This window comes from Nocardioides cavernae (assembly GCF_016907475.1).
In the GTDB taxonomy this organism is placed as follows: Bacteria; Actinomycetota; Actinomycetes; order Propionibacteriales; family Nocardioidaceae; genus Nocardioides; species Nocardioides cavernae.
Window position 1 is genome coordinate 4,137,190 of record NZ_JAFBCA010000001.1, and the last position, 20,299, is coordinate 4,157,488.

The 20,299-nt window shown below is 71.0% G+C and carries 18 protein-coding genes; 7 read left to right on the top strand and 11 right to left on the bottom strand.

Features of this window, described 5'->3' with window-relative positions; all coding sequences use genetic code 11:
* Positions 1-15: 15 nt before the first annotated feature.
* The gene (locus JOD65_RS19540; protein ID WP_191194947.1) at positions 16-1,212 is read right to left on the bottom strand and encodes an acyl-CoA dehydrogenase family protein; all 1,197 of its coding nucleotides are present in this window, start codon (positions 1,210-1,212) and stop codon (positions 16-18) included.
* A 132-nt stretch (positions 1,213-1,344) separates the two neighbouring features.
* Between JOD65_RS19540 and JOD65_RS19545 the strand changes: the two genes are divergently transcribed.
* Positions 1,345-1,956 (top strand): hypothetical protein, encoded by a 612-nt coding sequence (locus JOD65_RS19545; protein WP_191194946.1) that lies wholly within the window; start codon positions 1,345-1,347, stop codon positions 1,954-1,956.
* Positions 1,957-1,963: 7 nt separating this feature from the next.
* Here the strand turns inward: JOD65_RS19545 and JOD65_RS19550 are convergent, their stop codons facing one another.
* From JOD65_RS19550 to JOD65_RS19575, 6 genes are all read right to left on the bottom strand, one after another.
* Positions 1,964-3,409, bottom strand: coding sequence for a phospholipase D-like domain-containing protein (locus JOD65_RS19550; RefSeq protein ID WP_191194945.1), 1,446 nt, complete (start codon positions 3,407-3,409; stop codon positions 1,964-1,966).
* A 33-nt stretch (positions 3,410-3,442) separates the two neighbouring features.
* Positions 3,443-4,507 carry a hypothetical protein gene (locus JOD65_RS19555; RefSeq protein ID WP_191194944.1) on the bottom strand — a complete coding sequence of 355 codons (1,065 nt, stop codon included), beginning with the start codon at positions 4,505-4,507 and terminating at the stop codon, positions 3,443-3,445.
* Positions 4,504-4,731, bottom strand: a complete 228-nt coding sequence (locus JOD65_RS19560; RefSeq protein WP_191194943.1) for a DUF6752 domain-containing protein — start codon at positions 4,729-4,731, stop codon at positions 4,504-4,506. The genes JOD65_RS19555 and JOD65_RS19560 overlap by 4 nt, the downstream gene beginning before the upstream one ends.
* A gap of 13 nt (positions 4,732-4,744) precedes the next feature.
* Entirely contained in the window at positions 4,745-6,310 is a 1,566-nt protein-coding gene (locus JOD65_RS19565) for a class I SAM-dependent methyltransferase (RefSeq protein WP_191194942.1), read from the bottom strand.
* A gap of 41 nt (positions 6,311-6,351) precedes the next feature.
* Entirely contained in the window at positions 6,352-7,536 is a 1,185-nt protein-coding gene (locus JOD65_RS19570; protein ID WP_191194941.1) for an endonuclease/exonuclease/phosphatase family protein, read from the bottom strand.
* A gap of 119 nt (positions 7,537-7,655) precedes the next feature.
* Positions 7,656-9,569 (bottom strand): endonuclease/exonuclease/phosphatase family protein, encoded by a 1,914-nt coding sequence (locus tag JOD65_RS19575; RefSeq protein WP_191194940.1) that lies wholly within the window; start codon positions 9,567-9,569, stop codon positions 7,656-7,658.
* 192 nt (positions 9,570-9,761) lie between these two features.
* On the opposite strand from JOD65_RS19575, the gene JOD65_RS19580 reads away from it, so the two are divergent.
* The 4 genes from JOD65_RS19580 to JOD65_RS19595 are packed head-to-tail and all read left to right on the top strand — an operon-like array spanning position 9,762 to position 13,132.
* Complete coding sequence (locus JOD65_RS19580) at positions 9,762-11,057, top strand: magnesium transporter MgtE N-terminal domain-containing protein (protein ID WP_191194939.1); 1,296 nt, start codon at positions 9,762-9,764, stop codon at positions 11,055-11,057.
* A complete protein-coding gene (locus tag JOD65_RS19585) occupies positions 11,054-11,566 on the top strand; it encodes a DUF1003 domain-containing protein (protein ID WP_191194938.1) in 513 nt (170 codons plus the stop codon). The genes JOD65_RS19580 and JOD65_RS19585 overlap by 4 nt, the downstream gene beginning before the upstream one ends.
* Before the next feature lie 31 nt (positions 11,567-11,597).
* Positions 11,598-12,758, top strand: coding sequence for an Mrp/NBP35 family ATP-binding protein (locus JOD65_RS19590; RefSeq protein ID WP_191194937.1), 1,161 nt, complete (start codon positions 11,598-11,600; stop codon positions 12,756-12,758).
* 44 nt (positions 12,759-12,802) lie between these two features.
* On the top strand, positions 12,803-13,132 hold the full coding sequence (locus JOD65_RS19595) for a sec-independent translocase (RefSeq protein ID WP_191194936.1): 330 nt from the start codon (positions 12,803-12,805) through the stop codon (positions 13,130-13,132).
* Positions 13,133-13,149: 17 nt separating this feature from the next.
* Here JOD65_RS19595 and JOD65_RS19600 read toward each other — a convergent pair whose 3' ends face one another.
* Complete coding sequence (locus JOD65_RS19600; protein ID WP_191194935.1) at positions 13,150-13,686, bottom strand: hypothetical protein; 537 nt, start codon at positions 13,684-13,686, stop codon at positions 13,150-13,152.
* A gap of 9 nt (positions 13,687-13,695) precedes the next feature.
* Positions 13,696-14,736, bottom strand: coding sequence for a hypothetical protein (locus tag JOD65_RS19605; RefSeq protein ID WP_191194934.1), 1,041 nt, complete (start codon positions 14,734-14,736; stop codon positions 13,696-13,698).
* A 153-nt stretch (positions 14,737-14,889) separates the two neighbouring features.
* On the opposite strand from JOD65_RS19605, the gene JOD65_RS19610 reads away from it, so the two are divergent.
* Positions 14,890-15,561, top strand: coding sequence for a LysM peptidoglycan-binding domain-containing protein (locus tag JOD65_RS19610; RefSeq protein ID WP_191194933.1), 672 nt, complete (start codon positions 14,890-14,892; stop codon positions 15,559-15,561).
* Positions 15,558-16,076 carry an Rv3235 family protein gene (locus JOD65_RS19615; protein WP_191194932.1) on the top strand — a complete coding sequence of 173 codons (519 nt, stop codon included), beginning with the start codon at positions 15,558-15,560 and terminating at the stop codon, positions 16,074-16,076. Before JOD65_RS19610 ends, JOD65_RS19615 begins: the two co-directional genes overlap by 4 nt.
* A 96-nt stretch (positions 16,077-16,172) precedes the next feature.
* Here JOD65_RS19615 and secA read toward each other — a convergent pair whose 3' ends face one another.
* Both secA and JOD65_RS19625 read right to left on the bottom strand, forming a co-directional pair.
* The gene (secA, locus tag JOD65_RS19620) at positions 16,173-19,031 is read right to left on the bottom strand and encodes a preprotein translocase subunit SecA (protein WP_191194931.1); all 2,859 of its coding nucleotides are present in this window, start codon (positions 19,029-19,031) and stop codon (positions 16,173-16,175) included.
* A gap of 15 nt (positions 19,032-19,046) precedes the next feature.
* A complete protein-coding gene (locus JOD65_RS19625) occupies positions 19,047-20,273 on the bottom strand; it encodes a winged helix-turn-helix domain-containing protein (protein WP_191194930.1) in 1,227 nt (408 codons plus the stop codon).
* Between the last annotated feature and the right edge of the window lie 26 nt (positions 20,274-20,299).

Here is a 20,299-nt window from a genome sequence, read left to right on the forward strand (position 1 = left end):
CCGGCCCTGATTGGATCAGCGCAGCTGGTAGTCCTTGAGCAGGCTGCGGCCGATGATCATCTTCTGGATGTCGGAGGTGCCTTCTCCGATGAGCATGAACTTGACCTCGCGCATGAGGCGTTCGATCTCGTACTCCTTGGAGTAGCCGTAGCCGCCGTGGATGCGGAACGCGTCCTCGACGACCTCGTTGGCGTACTCGGACGCGACCATCTTCGCCATCCCGGCCTCGACGTCCATCCGCTGACCGGTGTCCTTCAACCGCGCGGCCTTGACCATCATCGTGTGCGCGACCTCGATCTTGGTGGCCATCTCCGCGAGCCGGAACAGCACCGCCTGGTGCTCCGCGATCGCCTTCCCGAAGGTCTTGCGCTGCTGGGCATAGGCGATGGCGAGCTCGAACCCGCGCCACGCCAGACCGCACGCCCGGGCGGCGACGTTCACGCGGCCGACCTCGACGCCGTCCATCATCTGGAAGAACCCCTTGCCGGTCTCCCCGCCGAGGACCTGCTCGGCGGCGATCACATGTCCTTCGAGGATCAGCTCGGTGGTCTCGACGCCCTTGTAGCCCATCTTGTCGATCTTGCCCGGCACCGTGATCCCCTGCGCGGTCTGGCCGAACCCGGCCTCCTTCTCCACCAGGAACGTCGTCATGTTCTTGTACACCGACTCGTTGCCCTCGTCGGTCTTCGTCAGCACCGCGACGAGGGTGGAGGTGGCGCCGTTGGTCAGCCACATCTTCTGCCCCGTGATCGAGTACGACCCGTCCTCATTCTTGGTGGCCTTGGTCGAGACCGCGGACACGTCGGAGCCCAGCCCGGGCTCGGACATGCTGAACGCGCCCCGCACCTCACCGGTCGCCATCCGCGGCAGGTACGTGGCCTTCTGCTCGTCGGTGCCGTGCTGGATCAGCATGTAGGCGACGATGAAGTGGGTGTTGATCACCCCCGACACGCTCATCCACCCCCGCGCGATCTCCTCGACCACCAGCGCGTACGTCAACAGCGACTCGCCCAGCCCGCCGAACTCCTCGGGGATCGTCAGCCCGAACACCCCGAGCTCCTTCAACCCCTCGACGATCTCCGTCGGGTACTCGTCGGCGTGCTCGAGCTCCTGGGCCACCGGGATGATCTGCTCGTCCACGAACTGCCGGACGGCCTTCACGATCTCGGACTGGTCCTCGGAGAGGCCATCGGTCTGGCAGAGGCGGGGCATGTGGTGGCTCCTGGGCGCTCGCGGCTGGATCGCTCGGAGTCTAGTTATCGATCATTCACCCTGGGCAGGGTCCCGCGCCGAGACAGTCGTCACACCGCAGAGCGGCGGGGCCCACGTGAGAGACTTCAGTGCATGCGAGCCACCCGTGCGATCGGACCAGCCCTCGGAGCCTCCCTCGTCCTGCTCCTCGCAGCGTGCGGGGAGGACACACCCGACACCGGCGTCGACCCGTCGTCGGAGAGCTCGCCCTCGGAGACGTCGACCGAGACGCCCAGCGAGACCCCCAGCGCCACGCCGGTGGAGCCCGTCGACTTCGGCACCGAGCCCGCCGTGGCCCCGAAGTACAAGAAGGCGGCCCTGCGCGCGACGAGCGACGACCTCATCACCATGATCCCCTCGACGCTGCCCGAGGGGTGGACGACGGTGGGCGGCGGCTACCAGCCCGACCCGCAGTGGTGGCGGATGGAGTTCACGGCACCGACGGGTGACGTGGTCCTCGACCAGATGCCCGGCACCAGCGACGACGTGCTGGCCGACCAGCCGGGCCTCACCGCCACCGACGACGTCGACCTCTCGGCATGGGGCACCGGCGCGTGGTCGGCATGGGACCACGACGGTGCCATCGTGCTGGCCCACGACCTGAAGGGCAGCACGGTGGTGCTGCAGGGCCCCGACCTCGAGACCGTCCGCGGCCTCGCCGAGTCGCTCCTGCCCGCCGACGAGGCCGGCGAGCAGGAGGGCTGACCTCAGGTCAGTCGTTCTCCCAGGTCGGGCCGCCGGCCTTGAGGCGGTCGGGCTCGACGGTGACCATCGGGCCCACGCCGACGCGGCGGCCGTTGACGGTCTTCCACGACGAGTACGTCGTGGTGTAGGCGTCGCGGCTGAAGGGCTTCTGCCACATGAGGTTGAAGTTGGCCATGTAGTCGCGCACGTTGCCGCGTCCGTGCATGCTGAACAGGATCTCGTCCTGCGGGGTGCCGAGGCTGGACCAGTTGGTCGAGCCGGTCCACACCATGTGGCTGTCGACGTTTCCCTTGTAGGAGCCCTTCAGCACGAAGTACTTGTGGTGCGTGTAGCGCTCGATGTTCTCCGGCATGTTGTCGATCTCGGAGTCACCGGTCGGCACGTCCTCCTTGAGGTTGAACCCGGTGGACCGCAGCGGCACGCGCCCACGCGCGGTCGGGGCACCGATGTGCTGCTTGGTGTGGAAGCCCATCAGGCCGTAGTTGACGCGCAGGTTGCAGCCCTGCGCGTAGAGGTCACGCAGCTTGTCGGCGATGTAGTTGCCGCGCCCGCCGCGCATCGAGTGCATCGACAGCGCGAGCTGGGTGCGACGCTGCGCACCTGCCGCGTCGGTGTAGACGCACTGGATGTTGTTCAGGATGTCGAGGACGGCGTCGTTGGACGGCGTCGTGTAGCGGGGGAAGACGATGTTGTAGTACTTGTGCTGGTCGCCCGAGGGGCAGTTGAGGCCCGCCTCGCAGAACGCGTAGGTCGCCCGACGCTTGTCCCAGTCGGGCCGCATGTCGTTGAACAGGGCGATGTACTGGTCGTAGAGGGTCGACTTGCCGACCGTCGTCCACAGGTCGTTCCACTGCCAGCGCACGGCGTTGAGCGTCATGTTGTAGGAGCCGAGCATGACGACGTCGCGGTTCTTGCCGGTGCGGCTGAACAGGTAGAACTTGCTGTGCAGGTTGTTGTACTCGTTCTCGTCGGCCCGGCAGCCGGACGTGCACCGCTTGAGGAAGTTCTTCTTCTTGGTGTTGTGACCGAGCACGCGCTGGATGCGGACCTGCGCGCCGGGCACGAGGTGGTCGTTGAGCAGCACCCGCACCTTCACTCCACGCTTCTTCGCGCGGATCAGCTCGTCGGCGAAGACCTGGCGGTCCAGCGAGTAGGCAGAGATGGTGATCTTCTCGCCCTTGGGCGTGTTGCGGATCGCCCGCAGCACGTGGCGCTCGATGACGAACCGCTTGCTCGGGATCATCGGGTTGTTGAACTTCGCCCCGGTGGGGACCTTCCACTTCTTGTTCGGCTTGCCGGGCTTGCGCGCGGCCGGTGCAGCCGACGTCACAGGGGCCGCGGCGGCCGGGCTCGACGTGGGCGCCGACGCGGCGGAGGCGGCACTGGAGATGGGCGCGACCAGCGAGGCCATCAGGCCGCAGGCAGCAAACAGAGCAACGAACTTGGAACGCACAAAGACTCCTACGTGGCACCAGAGGCGCCCGGATCAGAGATTCCCCCGACGTGGCGGCACATCACCTGTGCTCGCGCGGACGTCGGCCACGATATCAGCGACGAGTCGGGACGCCGATTCGAGAAGTTCGTCGGTGGTGACGGTGTCGGGCTCGCGGCCCGGGGGGCCGCCGGCGTCCGCCGTGAGCGCCGACAGGTCCCCCAGCACGTGGAAGCCCCGGTCGGCGATCAGCGTGGTGGCAGCCCGGTCGAGCTCGGCGAACCGCGCGCGGTGCCGCTCCGGCAGACCACCACGCTCGCGCGGCTGCCGGGCCAGCAGGTCCTCGGCGAGGTAGCCGCGGATCCACACGCCGCGCTCCTGCGCGGAGTAGGGCGGCAGGTGCGTGTTGACCAGCCGGAGGGTCTCGATCTGGACGATCCCGAGGGCGGGGTTGACCGCGTCGGTGGGGGCCTCGTAGGCGTCGGGGTCGATGCCGAGTACCTCGGCGAAGTGCCGCCAGTGCAGGTCGCGCGGCTCGCCGGCCCCGGGCATCACCAGGACGTGCACGCGTTCGGCCGGCAGATCGGGGGTCCACCGCTCGAGGACACCGGCCAGGTCCCAGGTGAGCATGCTGAACTCGGGCCCGCCCGCGGCCTTGCCGGCCATGACGGCGTCGAGGTCGACGGTGCTGCCGTTCTTCACCGACTCCTGCCACCCGGCCGAGACGACGCTGGCGGCGTCGCGGGCCGTGACGACGAGGTGCACCTCGGCGTCCGGGAAGTCGGCGATCGCCCTGGATGCCTGCTCGGCGCTCGCGCCGCAGAGGAACTCGTGGGTGATCAGCACGTCACCGGTCTGCGCTGACGCCTCGTCGACGAGCCGCCGCCACGCCCCGGGGGCGTCCGCGTGGCGCCGCGCGAGCCTGGGCCGCTCCTGCAGGTCGAGGGCCGCCCAGAGGTGCTCGCGGTGGCCGAAACCGGGCAGGAACACCCCCGCCGACCGCAGGCGGTCGCGGTTGGCCCACACGACCTGCTGGAGGTACGTCGTACCGGTCTTGGGCAGCCCCACGTGCAGGAAGACCCGGCGTGGGCCGCCGCGGTCGCGTGAGCCAGGGCTCAAGAGAAGTCCCCGCGGTACTTCCCGAGCAGCTCCTCCAGCTTCTCCTCGTCGCGCGCGGCCACCGGCAGCAGCAGCTCGGTCACGACGTCGGTGAGCTCGGCCAGCCGCACGTTGAGGGCGCGGTTCTCCTGGACGGCCTCCTCGAGCGCGGCGACGCGCTTCTCGAGGTTGCCGTCGACCTCGGGGCCGGAGCGGTGCCCCTTCCGATTGCCCAGTCCGAACATGTCTGCTCCCACCTCACGCGTTCCAGTCGATGATCATGCGGCACACCTGCGAGCTGCCCGGGGCGTCCGAGACGTGCTCGCGGACCTGCTCGAGGATCCGGCCTCCCGACTCCTCGACCTCGGCCGCGACGATCGCCGGGTCGAGGGGCTTGCGGGCACCGGTGCGGCGAGCGTAGCCGTCGCGGCCCTTCTCGCTGAGGAACTGCAGGTGCAGGGTGCCGGTCGTCCCGGCCAGGACCATGCGGGCCGAGCGCAGCATGTTGAGCCGGCCACGGCGCCCGAGGCGCTCGACGACGTGCACGCAGCCGACGGCGCGCGGGCCGGGCATCCGGGCGATCCACGCGGGGACGGCGAGGACATGACGCAGCTCGAGGAGGTTGAAGAGCTGGAACGTCACGCGCGGGTCGTCGGCGCGGCGCTCCGCCTCCGCGTCGTAGGCGTAGGGCTGGAAGTCGAGGCCGATCGCGGTGACGCCGCGGTCGGCGAACCACGCGACGTCGGTGCCGCGCCCGCAGCCGATGTCGACGTACGTCACGAGGTCCGGGTGGCGCTCGGCGACCGCCTCGGCGACGGCCGAGACCGACGCGGAGTGGTGCGCGGTGCGCTTGTGGTAGGCGTGCCACCCGGCGCGGCCGGTGCGCATCCCGCGGAACCAGCCGTTGAAGAGCTCGATGGTGCTCGCGGGGGTGGTGAACTTGTAGGCCGGGTCGGGCACGCGCCAGTGGGGGCCGTAGGTGGCGGTGAGGAACTTGTCGGTGTCGGCGGGGACCGGGAGCTCCCGACCCTCCAGCGACGCCGTCCCGAGCGGGTAGACCCACTCGCGCTCGAAGGGGACGGCGATCTCGCCCATGAGGTAGAGGATGCCGTCGCGCATGAACCCGCCGAAGACGTCGAGGCCGCGGTCGAGACCGTCGCTCTCGAGGACGTGGACCTTCAGCGCGATGGCGCTGTAGCGCGTGACGCGGTAGCCCATGTCGGTGAGCGCGCGCTGGATCCGGAACGATTCCCGGATCACGTCGACCGGGTGGTCGTGGGTGCTGACGTAGCCCAGGTCGGCGTCGCTGTCGTGGCCGATGAGGCCGCCGTCGCGGATCGCGCCGAGGGCCGTGCCGTAGGCGAGGAAGGCGTCGAGCCCGACCTGCCGCAGCGCGCCGAGCACCTCCTCGATCGCGTCGAGCAGCGGCTCGACCTGTGCGGCGTCGCGCGTGTCGAAGGTCTCGACGAGCTTGAGGGACTTGTCGAGGCTCAGCGGACGGCCCGCGGGGTTGACGACCTCGATGCGGTCCGGACGCTCCCCGAACTGCACCGTGCGCGAGAACAGCACGGTGTCGGTGCCGGGGTCGCTCAGCGTCACCTCGGTGACGCCGTCGAGGAACGGGCGCAGCGGCTTCGGCCAGGTGAGGGTGACGCCGTCGTCGCCCCGCTCACCGTCGCGCAGCAGCCAGAAGGACCAGATGCGGCGGCCGTCGAAGGCGACGTCGACGAGCTGTTCGCGGGTGCCGACGACCAGCAGCCCCGCGGCGTCGATCCGGAGGACCTCGAGCGCGGCGGGACGCCTCAGCTGGCTCAGGGACCTCACGCGGCGGACTATACCGAGCGGCCGCCGCCGGACTTCAGCGCCTACTCGTCGCCGCCGTCGCTGTCGGCGTCGGGCTGGACCTCGGTCTCGCCGTCGTCCCCGGTCAGCGTCGCCGTGCTGTGCACCATGCTGTGGTCGGAGGCCTGGCCCGTGCCGGTGACGGAGTAGCCGGTGAAGGCGACGCCGGTGGAGCCGAAGACCCAGTCGACCTGCATGCTCGGTGGCGGCGAGCAGCCGCCGGCCGAGCTGCCTCCCGCTGCGGCCGTGAAGACGCCGCCGGCGGTGAAGCGGCAGAAGATCTCGGCACGCTCGTTGTAGTCACCGGTCGCGATCACCGGGGTGCCGTCGGCCTGGTGCAGCTCGGTGAGGTGGGCGACCTCGATGGCGGCCGCCTCGGCCCGCCAGCGAGCGTTGTTGCCGAGGTTGGGCGTGTCGGCGGGGTTGTGGAAGTTGGCGAACCACGCCCGGCGACCGGTGCTGATCGACTCCAGCAGGACGACCGGCATCGCGATGCGGCTGCCGCCGGCGTAGGGGATGGAGAGCGTGTGGGCCTCCACCAGCTGGAACACGTCGGAGCGCCAGGCGATGTTGAAGCGCACGGACTTGTTGCCCAGCGACATCCCCGGATAGAGGGAGTACTCCCCCGCGCGCGAGGTGAACATGCCGTACTGGCTCTGCTCGAACTCCTGGAACCCCACGACGTCGATGCCGTTGTTGCGCAGCGCGGCGATGGACATGTCCATGCGTGGGCCGCCGTCGGGGTAGCCGTTCTTGTTGCCCCCCGGCCCCGTGTGCGAGTCGCCGAGGACGTTGTAGGAGGCGACCTGGAACTCGAACGGCTGGGTGCGTCGCTCGACCTCCTCGACCTGCCGGGAGACGCGTGCGGCGAGCCGGCGCTGAGCGGCACGGAAGCGGCGTACGGACTCCGCGAGCTGCTCGGGCTCCGCGTGCTCGGGCTCGGCTCCGGCCGATCCCGACCGCTCCCCCGCACCGTCGTCGCCCGATCCGTCGGAGTCTCCCGAGTCGTCCGTGTCGTCCGAGGCGGCGGTGGCCTGCGAGGCGTCCGACCGGTCGCTGGCGACGTCGTCGACCGCCGAGTCCGACCAGAACGACGCCCACACCACGGCCGCGACGACCGCGAGCACGAGGAACGGAGCCCACAGCTCGACGTGCGAGCGGCGCGGGCTCGCCGCGCCGCTCGTCGTCTCGGGGTCCTTGTGCTTCACGGCCACCTTCTGCGGGGGGTGAGCCGACGGCCCCGGCGGACGACTCCACGCCGGGCGTGGACGGCTCAGAGCCGCCAGCCTAACCGGGCGCTGTCACCCGGCACCAACCATCGCGCGGATCAGGACCCGGGCACCAGCAGCGGGTCGAAGACCTGGAACCGCTGCTCCGGGTCCATCGAGGACGCCGGCACCGGCGGGACGCCCAGCGAGCGCGTCACCAGGTTGGTCAGGTCGCCGACCCGGATGGGCTGCGTGCCGGAGTAGCCCGGCTGCTCTTGACCGGGCGACGTGAAGGACGGGTTGAGCCCGTAGAGGTCGCTGCCGGCAGGGACGCCCGGACCGGTCACCCACATCGGCACCTTGTAGCTCTTCGCCCAGGTGCGCGACGACCCGCGCGACTTCTGCGCGCCGCCGGTGCCGGTCACGATGAGCAGCGTGGTGCCGTTCATCGCGGGCGACTTGGCGATGCTGCGACGGATGCCGGCCACCTTCTGGAACGCCTTGCGGACCGCCTTCTGGTAGTCCGCGCCCTTGAAGCCGCCGTCCAGGCCGGCGTTCAGGACGCCCGAGAGCTCGATGACGCTCAGCTCGGCGGGCTTGCGCTCGATGGTCTCGCGCCACCAGCCGACGCTCTTCGAGTCGTCGCGCATGATCTTGAACCGGTCGATCTTGGCCGTGCCGTCGTCGACGCCGTACGGGTCCTTGCCGCCGCTCTTGCGGTTCCAGCTGCGGAGGACGAGCTGGTTCTCCTTGCGGCTCGAGGCGAACATCGTCCGCGCCGAGTTGTTGTGCGCGAGGTCGAAGAGGCTCGAGACGTACTGGCCGGCCGAGTCGTGGACCGTCGACGGGAGCGTCTTCTTGGAGCCGACGCCGTGGCCTCCGGCCTTGGGGAACACCCGGCGTCCGCTGAGCAGCGACATCAGGTTGGCGTCGGCCTGGGTGCTCTCGGTGACCGTGCGTGCGTTCATCGTCGACGTGCCGTTGGTGGCCATCCGGGTGGCCTCACCCGGGGCGCTCGAGCCGCCGGCGATGGCCGAGGTCAGGCCGGGGACGGCGACCACCACGACGTGGTCGACGCCGACCGGCGCGGAGGCCGGGACGACGACGTTGGCGGTGTAGAGCGGGTGGTCGCTGGTCTTGGAGACGAAGTCGTTCCACACACGCGTGTAGCTGTTGAAGAAGACGTCCTTGGTGCCCATGATCCAGTCGATCGCGCCGCCGCCGGGCGCGGAGCACGTGCTGCCGTCGACGTAGCCGCCGCTCGCCGACCACATGTTGGCGCCGGGCGCGACCTTGCAGTAGTAGCTGCCGCGCTCGTTCTTGTCGCCGAGCGAGATGAACGGAGCGTCGGGGTAGGCCGCGCGCAGCTCGTTGGCGAGCGCGACCTCCATCGCGAAGCCGGCATCGCGGTAGGACTGGGCCGGGCCGCGGACGTCGGCCGGGTTGTGGGTGTTGAAGAACCACACGCGGCGGCCGGTGCCGACGTTCTGCAGGAGCACGGCCGGCATCCGGCTCGGTGCGCCGTCGAAGTAGGGGATCGGGAGGGTGCGCGCCTCGAGGAGCGTCCACACGTCGGTGCGCCACCCGATCGAGTTGACCGACGGGCCGGCCGGGTTGTCCAGGCCCGGGTAGGTCTGCCACGACGCGCCCATCAGCTCCGCGAAGCGGGCCGCCTGCGGCGGCTGGAACTCCTGGAAGCCCACGACGTCGAGGGTGTTCTCCCCCAGCAGGGAGACGACGCGGTCCATGCGCACGGTGCCCGACTCCCAACCCTTCCGGTTGCCGCCGGGAGCGGTGTGGTCGGCGCCGAGGACGTTGAAGTTGCCCACCCGGAAGCCGGTGGCCGGGGTCGTCTGGGGGACCGTGATGGACCGGGCCGCGACGGGAGCCGCGGCCGGCTCGACCGCCGAGGCGGGAGCGAGGCCGGCGTCGGGCGCGGCGGGAGCCACGAGCAGGGCCGTGGCGAGCGTCAGGCCGACGGCACAGAGGCGTCGGAGGGAGGACGGGCGCGAGGAAGCAGTCGTGCCGGGCATGGAGGGGGCCTCACAGATGTCGGGGAAGTGGCGTCGTCGAGGTGACCCGACCGTGACCCCTCCCCACACGTCGTGGACGTGTCGGCGCGGGTCCGATCGATGTGACAGAAGTGACTCGTGCGACGTCAGGGTACACCACGCGCGCGGCGTGGAGGAGGTTCGCGGAGGAGGCGGCACGCTAACGTTGCACGCGTGAGCACCACCCCGACCCGCGTCTTCGTGGCCCGGATCGTCGGGCTGCCGATCTTCGACCCCCAGGGCGACCAGGTGGCCAAGGTGCGCGACCTCGTGGTCGCGCTCCGGACCGAGACGAGCCAGCCGCGCGTCCTCGGCATGGTCGCCGAGGTGTTCGGCCGACGGCGGATCTTCGTGCCGATGACCCGGATCACCGCCATCGACAGCGGTCAGGTCCACACCACCGGGCTGCTCAACATGCGCCGCTTCGAGCAGCGCTCGACCGAGACGCTCGTGATGGGCCAGATGCTCGACCGGACCGTGACCATCAAGGACCCGGCCAAGGACGGCGCCATCACCGGCGTCGTCTACGACGTCGCGATGGAGCAGGCCCGCAACCGTGACTGGGTGCTTTCACGGGTCGCGGTGCAGGAGCCGAGCAAGGGTTTCCGCCGGCGCGGCCAGACCCACGTCGTCGAGTGGCGCGACGTCACCGGCCTGACGAAGCACGAGCCCACCCAGGGCGCCACCCACCTGATCGCGGCCCTCAACGAGATGCGCCCGGCCGACGCGGCGAACATGATCCACGACCTCCCGCCCGAGCGGCGTACGGCCGTGGTCGCGGCCCTCGACGACGAGCGCCTCGCCGACGTGCTCGAGGAGCTGCCCGACGAGGACCAGGTCGAGATCCTCGAGCACCTCGACTCCGAGCGCGCTGCCGACATCCTCGAGGAGATGTCGGCCGACGACGCCGCCGACCTCATCGCCGACCTCAACCCCGAGACCGCCGCCACGCTGCTCGGCCTGATGGAGCCCGAGGAGGCCGAGGACGTCCGCCGCCTCATGTCCTACGCCGACGACACGGCGGGCGCCATGATGACGCCCGAGCCGGTCATCCTCTCCCCCGACGCCACCATCGCCGACGCGCTGGCCCACGTCCGCAACCCCGAGCTCACCCCGGCCCTCGCTGCCCTGGTCTACGTCTGCCGGCAGCCGCTGGAGACGCCGACCGGCAAGCTCCTCGGCGCCGCACACATCCAGCGGCTGCTCCGGGAGCCTCCCTCGACCCTGGTGGCCGCCGCGCTCGACGAGTCGATGGACCCGCTGCGCCCGGACGCGTCGATGGACCAGGTGGCGGCGCACCTGGCCACCTACAACCTGGTGGCCGCACCCGTCGTCGACGACGAGGGCCGCCTGCTCGGCGCGGTGACGGTCGACGACCTGCTCGACCACATGCTGCCCGAGGGCTGGCGTGACCGGGCGCCGCGTCCGGGCCGGATCAACGGCGGACCGAGCGCCGGGAGGGCCGGGTGAGCGAGAACCGTCGTCCCCGCCTGGACACGCCCCGCGAGACCCGGCGCCCGATCGTGCGTCGACCGTCGGTCGACGCCGACGCCTTCGGTGTGTTCGCCGAGTCGTTCGCCCGCTACATGGGCACCGCGAAGTTCCTGCTCTGGATGACGATGTTCGTCGTCGCCTGGATCTGCTGGAACGTGCTGGCGCCCGCGGACCTGCGCTTCGACGAGTTCCCGTTCATCTTCCTGACGCTCATGCTCAGCCTCCAGGCGTCGTACGCCGCCCCGCTGATCCTGCTCGCCCAGAACCGCCAGGAGCAGCGCGACAAGGTGGTCGCCGAGCAGGACCGCCAGGCCAACGCCCGCGCCCACGCCGACATGGAGTTCCTCGCCCGCGAGGTCGCCTCGCTGCGGATGTCGGTCGGCGAGGTCGCCACCCGCGACTTCCTCCGCTCGGAGCTCCGCGGCCTGCTGGGTGACATCGAGGACCTGACGCGTCGCGAGCCGGAGGACGAGCCGGGACCGTGAGCCCACGGGGTGGCTCGTAGACTTCACCATCATGAGCACCCCCACGCAGCAGCAGGTGATGGACGCCCTGGCGACCGTGAACGATCCCGAGATCAAGCGCCCGATCACGGAGCTGGGGATGGTCGACACCGTCGAGGTGGCCGAGGACGGCTCGGTCGCGGTCCACGTACTGCTGACCGTGGCCGGCTGCCCCCTCAAGGACACCATCAACCGCGACGTCACCGCGGCCGTCACGAAGGTCCCCGGCGTCGCGTCGATCGACCTCACCCTCGGCGTGATGACCGCCGAGCAGCGCGCCGGCCTCAAGGAGATCCTCAGCGACGGCCGCGCCCAGCGCGAGATCCCGTTCGCCCAGCCCGGCTCGCTGACCAAGGTCTACGCCATCGCCAGCGGCAAGGGCGGCGTCGGCAAGTCGTCGGTCACGGTCAACCTCGCCCTCTCGCTCGCCGCGCAAGGCCTCAAGGTCGGCGTCGTCGACGCCGACATCTACGGCCACTCCGTGCCCGCCATGCTCGGCGTGGCCGACACCCGGCCGACCCAGGTCGACGACCTGATCATGCCCGTGCCCACGCCCAGCGGCGTCTCGGTGATCTCCATCGGCATGCTCAAGCCCCGCCGCGACCAGGTCGTCGCCTGGCGCGGCCCGATGCTCGACCGGGCGCTGGTGCAGATGCTGGCCGACGTCTACTGGGGCGACCTCGACGCCCTCCTGCTCGACCTGCCCCCGGGCACCGGCGACGTGGCGATCTCTCTCGGCCAGCACCTGCCGAGCGCCGAGGTCATCGTCGTCACGACCCCGCAGGAGGCGGCCGCCGAGGTCGCCGAGCGCGCCGGCACCATGGCGTCGATGATGCACCAGCGCGTCGTGGGCGTGGTCGAGAACATGAGCTACCTCCCCTGCCCGCACTGCCCGCCCGAGGACGACCACCGCCTGGAGATCTTCGGCTCCGGGGGTGGCGCTCGCGTCGCCGCGACGCTCTCCGAGCGGTTCGGCTACGACGTGCCGGTCCTGGCCCAGATCCCGCTCGACATCTCGCTGCGCGAGGGCGGCGACGTCGGCAAGCCCATCGTCGAGGCCGACCCGACAGCCCCCGCTGCTCGCGAGCTCACCCGGGTCGCCGAGACGCTGTCGGGCCGCGGGCGCGGGCTCGCCGGCATGCAGCTCGGGCTCATCCCGTCCAGCAAGTTCTGACCTCCGTCGGACCACGGCTCCGGCCAGGCAGTAGGTTCTGAAGCATGTTCGACGTCGGGCTCCTCGAGCTGGCCGTGATCGCCCTGGTGGCGGTCGTCGTGCTGGGTCCGGACAAGCTGCCCGACCTCGCACGCCAGGCCGCCCAGCTGCTCCACCGCGCCCGCGGGCTCGCCACCAACGCCCGCGACGAGCTCCGCAACGAGCTCGGCCCCGAGTACTCCGACCTCCAGCTGCGCGACCTCGACCCCCGCTCGATCGTGCGCAAGCACATCACCGAGGCCATGGCCGAGGTCGACCGCGAGCAGGCGGAGTCCGCCAGGCAGTCCGCCCTTCCCGACGGCCAGGTCCCGCCCTACGACGTCGAGGCCACCTGACGCTCGCGGTCGCCGCGTCAGTCGTCGCGGCTCTGCACGGCGACGAGTCCGGCGTAGGGCACCAGGAAGACCTCACCCGAGGTGGCGCGCCCCTCGAGGAAGTCCGCGCCGACGCGGTCGACGTACGCCTCGTGGCGGGTGCCGTCGGCCAGGTGGACGAGGCACCGGGCCCCGGCGTCGGCGAGGCGGCGGAGGGCGGCACGCAGGCCGAGGCGGTCCACCGGTGACCACGCCACCTCGGGCACCGAGCGCCCGCTCGCCCCTCGTACGCCGGTGACCGCGCGCAGCGGGACGATCCACTCCTGTCCGGTCGCGCCGAGCAGGCACCACTCCTCCCCCACCCGGGCCAGTCGTCCCTCGAGCCGGCCCACGTGCGGGAGGTCGAGGGCGACCTCGCGACCACGGGAGGCCATCAGGCGGCTGGCGAGCGTGACAGCGGCGTACTCGGTGCGCGCCCGGTCGGCGAGCTCGGCCTCGCGGTCGGCCTCCCACGCCACGGCCGCCTGCCCCTCGAGGTCGTCGAGCAGCGCGAACAGGTCGTGCTCCCAGGACATGGGCCGAGCCTAGCCAGCCGGGTGGATGACCTCGCAGGTCTCGGCGTCGGGTCGGCACCGGGCCAGCGACTGCGTGCGCTCGTCCGGGGACACCAGCAGGGCCAGGAGGTCGTCCGCGGACTCCCAACGGAAGCCCGGCACCGCGAACCGCCACCCGGCGGGAGCCTCGAGGGCACCTGCAGCGGACCCGTCGCGGCGTTGCACGAACAGCTCGGTCGTCGTCCACGCCTCGCCACCGATCGATCCCGGCGGCACGTAGGCGAGCCACTGCTCCCCGGCCTCGAGCACGTCGTGGGTCGGCACCGGGTCCAACCGGATCAGCGTGCCGTCGGCGGCGAGGCGAGCGAGGTAGGGCGTTCCCTGGGTGCCGTCGGTCCGGTCGTACCTGCCCTCGTTGACGAGCAGGCCGGCATCGGTGCTGCCCAGGACGACCTGTCCGGGTGCGGTCTCGGCGAGGTCCACGGTCGTGTCGTCGACCAGGGGCCGCCAGAGCCACTGGAAGTCAGGACCGCCGGCCACGACGAGCCCGTCGTCGGTCGCCGCGAGCGCTCGCGGCGGCGGACTGATCGCGCCCTGCGGCAGGTCTACGGCTCCGAGGCCTTCGCCGCCCTCCTCGGTGTCTGCCCCCACCAGCCTCCACCTGTTGCCGGACTCGGTCAGGACCTGCGCGCTGTAGCCGCCACCGGGTGAGATGACGACCGACTGGTCGACCTGTCCCTCGATGCGCTGGGGCTCGTCGTCGTAGCCCCACCACCACGTGCGGTCGTCGCGCAGCGCGATCCAGTGCGTGCCGCGGCCGTCGGCGGCGTACCACCGCCCGGGAACCTGCTCACCGCCCACCAGGAGGTCGGTCCCGACCGTCACGGGGACGTCCAGCCGCGGGAGGCCACCCCCGTCGTGGCCAGTGTCCTGCTCGGCCGGTCCCTCGGTCTGCCGGTCCGCCGGCTCCGCTCCCGCGGGTGCGTCGCCGCTCTGCTGGGCCCCGCAGCCGGCCGTCAGGGTCAGCAGCGCGGCGGCAGCCGTTGCCCGGATCCGGGCTCGCGTCGTCATGGTCCTCACCGTCATCGTCCCCCTTCACCCGGGAGACGCCATGGCCCCCGCATCGGTTGCCGCAAGGCACCAGCACCTTGTGGATGAGCCGTTGACACGCCCCGTCAACGATCGTTGAATGATGCAAACGCACGCAAACGGAAGGATAGCGTGATGTCTCGGGGGATCGCTCGCACGGCACGGCCGTACGCCGTCTGGCTCGGCCTCACGGCCACCGCAGCAGCAGCGGCACAGGCCGTGCCCGGCACCTGGCGCGCCGCCGCCGATGCGAGCGCCTCCCAGACGGTCCCCCAGGTGCTGGTTGCCGCCTGCGCCACCGGACTGGCCCTGTCCCTGGCGTGGCTCTGGATCGTCACCTCGGTGACGGTCGCCGAGGTCGTGACGGACTCGGTGCCGCGCAGCGGAGGAGCCACGCGCCGACTGGTGCTGCTCGCGTGCGGCGCGGCCGTGGTGGCTGGCACGGCGCTCCCCGCGCAGGCCTCGAGCGGCGACGGGGTCGAGGTGCTCGTCGGGCTCCCGCTGCCCGAGCGCGCCGTCGCACCGGCCGGGCCGGGGCGCACCGGTGCTGCGGCCGCCCCCGCGGCCGCGCCGACCGCCGGCACTTACGTGGTCCGGCCCGGTGACTCGCTGTGGTCCATCGCCCACGCGCACCCAGTGCCGGCCGGCGACGTCGAGGCCCGGTGGCGTTCCATCTGGCGCCACAACCGCGACGTCGTGGGTGACGACCCCGACCTGATCCACCCGGGCCAGGCGCTCCGCCTCCCCGACACCGACGCCGACCCGCGCACAACGACCAACCACGACCAGGACGGAGAACGACGATGAGCACACCCGACAGCGCCGAGGCCGAGGTCATCGTCCTCCGACCGAGCGCCGGCATGGCCAGCGTGCAGGGCGCGCTGGCCCTGGACCTGACACCGCGCACCGCTCCCCCGCGGCCGCGCCTGCGCAGCACCCGCGCGAGCGACGTGGCCGACCTGGAGCAGGCCTCCCGGGAGCAGGTCGACACCTTCGTCGGTCGCTACCTGCAGGCCGCCGTCGAGATCGCCGCCGGCGACCGGCCGGTCGCCCAGCTCCTGCGCCACACGGTCCCGGAGGTCTTCGACGCGCTGTCGGGCCGCGCCCGGACGGTCACCGCCGCCGGCGGCCTCGCACCGGGCCGGGTCCGTGGACCCAATCCGGCGCGGCCGGTCGTGGTCGGCGTACGCACCGCCCTGATCCGCAGCGACGCGGTCGAGGCCAGTGCGCACGTGCGCTACGGCCGTCGCTCCCGCGCGGTCGCCGCACGCTTCGAGGTCGTGCGGGACCGGTGGCAGTGCGTGGCGATCACCTGGGGCTGACGCCCCGTCGTGCTCACGCTCAGCTGGGTGTTCAGCCGGGGTCCCCGCGGCGTTGTTCGGGGGAGCGCAGCGGAGGAGAAGAACGTCGTGGGGTGTTCAGCCGCCCATGGTCGCGCGACCGGTGGCGCCGCCGGGGGCACCGTGGCAGCGCTTGAACTTCTGTCCCGAGCCGCAGGGGCACAGCGAGTTGCGACCGACACCGGCGAACGGGTCGTCCTCGGCACCCGCGGACGCGTGGACCTCGGCCTCGCCGTCCTCGGACGGCGCGCTGTAGGACAGGTTCTGCGGACGGTTGGGCTTGTCGAGGCCCTTGGCCCGGATGGTGGGCGTGTGCTGGTGCGGCTGCTGCTGCGGCTGGGCACCGGGCGCGTGGGCCGCCGCCTGCGCGAAGTCGATCTGCGGGGTGGCCCCGGAGACCTGGGGGGCGACCGGCTGGGCCTGCACCTCGTCGTCCGCGTCGTCCTCGACCTCGACCTGGAGGTTGAAGAGGAAGCCGACCGACTCCTCCTTGATGCCGTCCATCATCGCGGCGAACATGTCGAAGCCCTCGCGCTGGTACTCCACGAGCGGGTCACGCTGGGAGTAGGCCCGCAGGTAGATGCCCTCGCGGAGGTAGTCCATCTCGTAGAGGTGCTCGCGCCACTTGCGGTCGAGCACGGAGAGGATGACGCGACGCTCCAGCTCGCGCTGGACCTCCTCGCCCATCTCGTCCTCACGACGGTCGTAGGCCTCCTGCACGTCCTTCTGGAGGTCCTCGATCAGCTGCTCGCGGCTGAGGCCCTCGACGCCACCGGCGGCCTTGACCACGCCGTCCTTGGTCAGGCCGACCGGGTAGAGCTGGTTGAGCGCGGTGAAGAGTCCGTCGAGGTCCCAGTCCTCGGCGTAGCCCTCGGTCGCGCCGCGGACGTAGCCGGTGATGACGTCGTCGATGAAGCCGCGGATCTGCTCGCCGAGGTCGGCGCCCTCGAGGACGCGGCGGCGCTCGGCGTAGATGACCTCGCGCTGGCGGCTCATCACGTCGTCGTACTTGAGCACGTTCTTGCGCGACTCGAAGTTCTGCGACTCGATGTTGGCCTGGGCGCCGGCGATGGCGTTGCTGACGCGCTTTGCGTCGATCGGCACGTCATCGGGCACCTTGAGCACGGTCAGGATGCGGTCGACCCACTCCGACTTGAACAGGCGCATCATCTCGTCCTGCAGCGACAGGTAGAACCGGGACTCGCCCGGGTCGCCCTGACGGCCGGAACGACCGCGGAGCTGGTTGTCGATGCGACGCGACTCGTGACGCTCGGTGCCCACGACGTAGAGGCCGCCGAGGTCCCTGACCTCGTCGTGCTCGGCTGCGACCTGCGCCTTGATGCGCTCGACCATGGCGGGCCAGGCGGCGTCGTAGTCCTCCGGCGCCTCGACCGGGTCCAGGCCCTGCTTGCGCAGCTCCTGGTCGGCGAGGAAGTCGACCGAGCCGCCGAGCATGATGTCGGTGCCTCGACCGGCCATGTTGGTGGCGACGGTGACCGAGCCCCGGTGGCCGGCGAGCGCGACGACCTTGGCCTCGTCGGCGTGCTGCTTGGCGTTGAGGACGGTGTGCGGGATGCCGCGCTTGCGCAGCAGGTTGGAGAGGTACTCCGACTTCTCCACCGAGACGGTGCCGATGAGGATCGGCTGGCCCTTCTCGTGGCGGTCGCGGATGTCGTCGGCGACGGCCTCGTACTTCGCCTCCTCGGTGCGGTAGACCAGGTCGACGTTGTCGATGCGCTGCATCGGACGGTTCGTCGGGATCGGGACCACGCCGAGCTTGTAGATCTTGTCGAACTCCGAGGCCTCGGTCATGGCCGTACCGGTCATGCCGGAGAGCTTCTCGTAGAGGCGGAAGTAGTTCTGCAGGGTGATCGTGGCGAGGGTCTGGTACTCCTCGCGGACGGTCACGCCCTCCTTGGCCTCGATGGCCTGGTGCAGGCCGTCGTTGTAGCGGCGACCGGCCAGGATGCGACCGGTGTGCTCGTCGACGATGAGCACCTCGCCGTCCATGACGACGTACTCCTTGTCGTTGCGGAACAGCTCCTTGGCCTTGATGGAGTTGTTGAGGAACGAGATGAGCGGGGTGTTGACCGAGTCGTAGAGGTTGTCGATGCCCAGGTGGTCCTCGACCTTGGTGATGCCGGGCTCGAGCACCGAGATGGTGCGCTTCTTCTCGTCGACCTCGTAGTCGGTGTCGCGGGCCATCGAGCGCGCCACCTTGGAGAACTCGGCGTACCACTTGACCTCGTCCTGGGTCGGGCCGCTGATGATGAGCGGGGTCCGCGCCTCGTCGATGAGGATCGAGTCGACCTCGTCGACGATGGCGAAGTTGTGGCCGCGCTGGACGCACTCGTCGACCGAGTCGGCCATGTTGTCGCGCAGGTAGTCGAAGCCGAGCTCGTTGTTGGTGCCGTAGGTGATGTCGCAGGCATAGGCCTCGCGGCGCTCGGCGGGACGCATCGACGGCAGGATCACGCCGGTCGTCAGGCCGAGGAAGTGGTGCACGCGGCCCATCTGCTCGGACTGGAACTTGGCGAGGTAGTCGTTGACCGTGACCACGTGCACGCCCTTGCCGGCGAGCGCGTTGAGGTAGGAGGGCAGCACGGCGACGAGCGTCTTGCCCTCACCGGTCTTCATCTCGGCGATGTTGCCGAGGTGGAGGGCCGCCGCGCCCATGACCTGGACGTCGAAGGGCCGCATGCCCAGCACGCGCTTGCTCGCCTCCCGGACGGTGGCGAAGGCCTCCGGCATCAGGTCGTCGAGGGTCTCCCCGTTGGCGAGCCGCTCGCGGAACTCGTCGGTCATCCCGCGGAGCTCGTCGTCGGTCATCTTGACGAAGTCGTCCTCGATGGCGTTGACGGCCTTGGAGACGGATTCGAGCTCACGGAGGATCTTGCCCTCGCCGATGCGGAGGAGCTTGTCGATGATGGCAGGCACGAGTGGTAACTGTACCTACCTCGCCAACGGGTCTCCCAATGCGTGCGACAGGTCGCCCCGCTCGCCCACCACGACGTCGTCCAGACCGAGCCAGTCAGCCATCCGCCGCAGCTCGCCGGCCAGCTCGTGGGGGGTCTCCGGCGGGGCGCCCGGCTCGGCGAACGCGCCCTGGACGAGCAGACGTCCGGTGGCCCGGTCGGCCTTGAGGTCGACCCGCCCCACCAGCCGGTCGCCGAGGAGGAACGGCAGGACGTAGTAGCCGTGCACGCGCTTCTCGGCGGGGACGTAGATCTCGATCCGGTAGAAGAAGTCGAAGAGCGCCTCGGCCCGCGCCCGTTCCCACACGAGTGGGTCGAACGGGCTGAGCAGCGTGCGGGCGCCCACCCGCCGCGGGAGCCGCGCGTCGCGGTGGAGGTAGGCCTGCCGCTTCCACCCCTGCACCGCCACCGGGGTCAGCTCCCCGGACTCGACGAGCTCGTCGATCGCCACCTTGACGCTCGCCGTCCCGGGCGTGGGCTGGAGCCGCAGCCGGTAGTAGTCGGCCAGGCAGGGGCCGCTCGCCACTCCGTGCGAGCGCGCGGCGCGGCGTACGAGCTCGGTGACCGCCTCCTGCGGCGTCGGCGTGGGTGCGGCGAGCACGCTCGCGGGCAGGACCCGCTCGGGCACGTCGTAGACCACCTCGAACTGGCTGTTGCGCCCGGCGACGGCGACGTCGCCCACGAGGTAGAGGTAGTCGAGGACCTTGCGGGCCTCGGACCAGTTCCAGCCCCAGTGCTGCTTGGTGCGCGGGCCGGTGCTGAAGTCGTCCTCCAGGTCGCGCGCGGTGACCGGGCCCCGGTCGCGCACGGCGGCGAGCACCTGCGGCTCGAGCGACGCGTCAGCGGTGAAGCCCCACTTGCCGCGCTCCCCGCGGTACTTCTCCATCCGGTGGCGCATCAGCGGCCACAGCTCGACCGGCATCAGCGCCTGGACGTGCGCCCAGTACTCGACGAGCCGGCGCGGTCGGCGCGGGGTGCCGTGCTGGGCGCGACGCAGCAGGTCGACGTCGTAGGGGCCCATCCGCGAGTAGAGCGGCATGAAGTGCGCGCGCTGGAGGACGTTGACCGAGTCGACCTGCAGGACGCCGGTGCGCGCCACCGTGCGGTCGAACGTCGCCATCGTGGGCGTGGCGTGGGGCCGGTCGGTGAAGCCCTGGGCGGCCAGGGCGATCCGGCGGGCCTGGAGCTGCGTGAGCTGGTCCACGCGTGAACTCAACCAGACGCGACCGA

Excerpts from the sequence above, each read along its gene's own strand:
- JOD65_RS19540 (WP_191194947.1), bottom strand. The coding sequence starts at position 1,212 with ATGCCCCGCCTCTGCCAGACCGATGGCCTCTCCGAGGACCAGTCCGAG.
- JOD65_RS19545 (WP_191194946.1), top strand. The coding sequence starts at position 1,345 with ATGCGAGCCACCCGTGCGATCGGACCAGCCCTCGGAGCCTCCCTCGTC.
- JOD65_RS19560 (WP_191194943.1), bottom strand. The coding sequence starts at position 4,731 with ATGTTCGGACTGGGCAATCGGAAGGGGCACCGCTCCGGCCCCGAGGTC.
- JOD65_RS19575 (WP_191194940.1), bottom strand. The coding sequence starts at position 9,569 with ATGCCCGGCACGACTGCTTCCTCGCGCCCGTCCTCCCTCCGACGCCTC.
- JOD65_RS19590 (WP_191194937.1), top strand. The coding sequence starts at position 11,598 with ATGAGCACCCCCACGCAGCAGCAGGTGATGGACGCCCTGGCGACCGTG.
- JOD65_RS19595 (WP_191194936.1), top strand. The coding sequence starts at position 12,803 with ATGTTCGACGTCGGGCTCCTCGAGCTGGCCGTGATCGCCCTGGTGGCG.
- JOD65_RS19600 (WP_191194935.1), bottom strand. The coding sequence starts at position 13,686 with ATGTCCTGGGAGCACGACCTGTTCGCGCTGCTCGACGACCTCGAGGGG.
- JOD65_RS19605 (WP_191194934.1), bottom strand. The coding sequence starts at position 14,736 with ATGACGACGCGAGCCCGGATCCGGGCAACGGCTGCCGCCGCGCTGCTG.
- JOD65_RS19610 (WP_191194933.1), top strand. The coding sequence starts at position 14,890 with ATGTCTCGGGGGATCGCTCGCACGGCACGGCCGTACGCCGTCTGGCTC.
- JOD65_RS19615 (WP_191194932.1), top strand. The coding sequence starts at position 15,558 with ATGAGCACACCCGACAGCGCCGAGGCCGAGGTCATCGTCCTCCGACCG.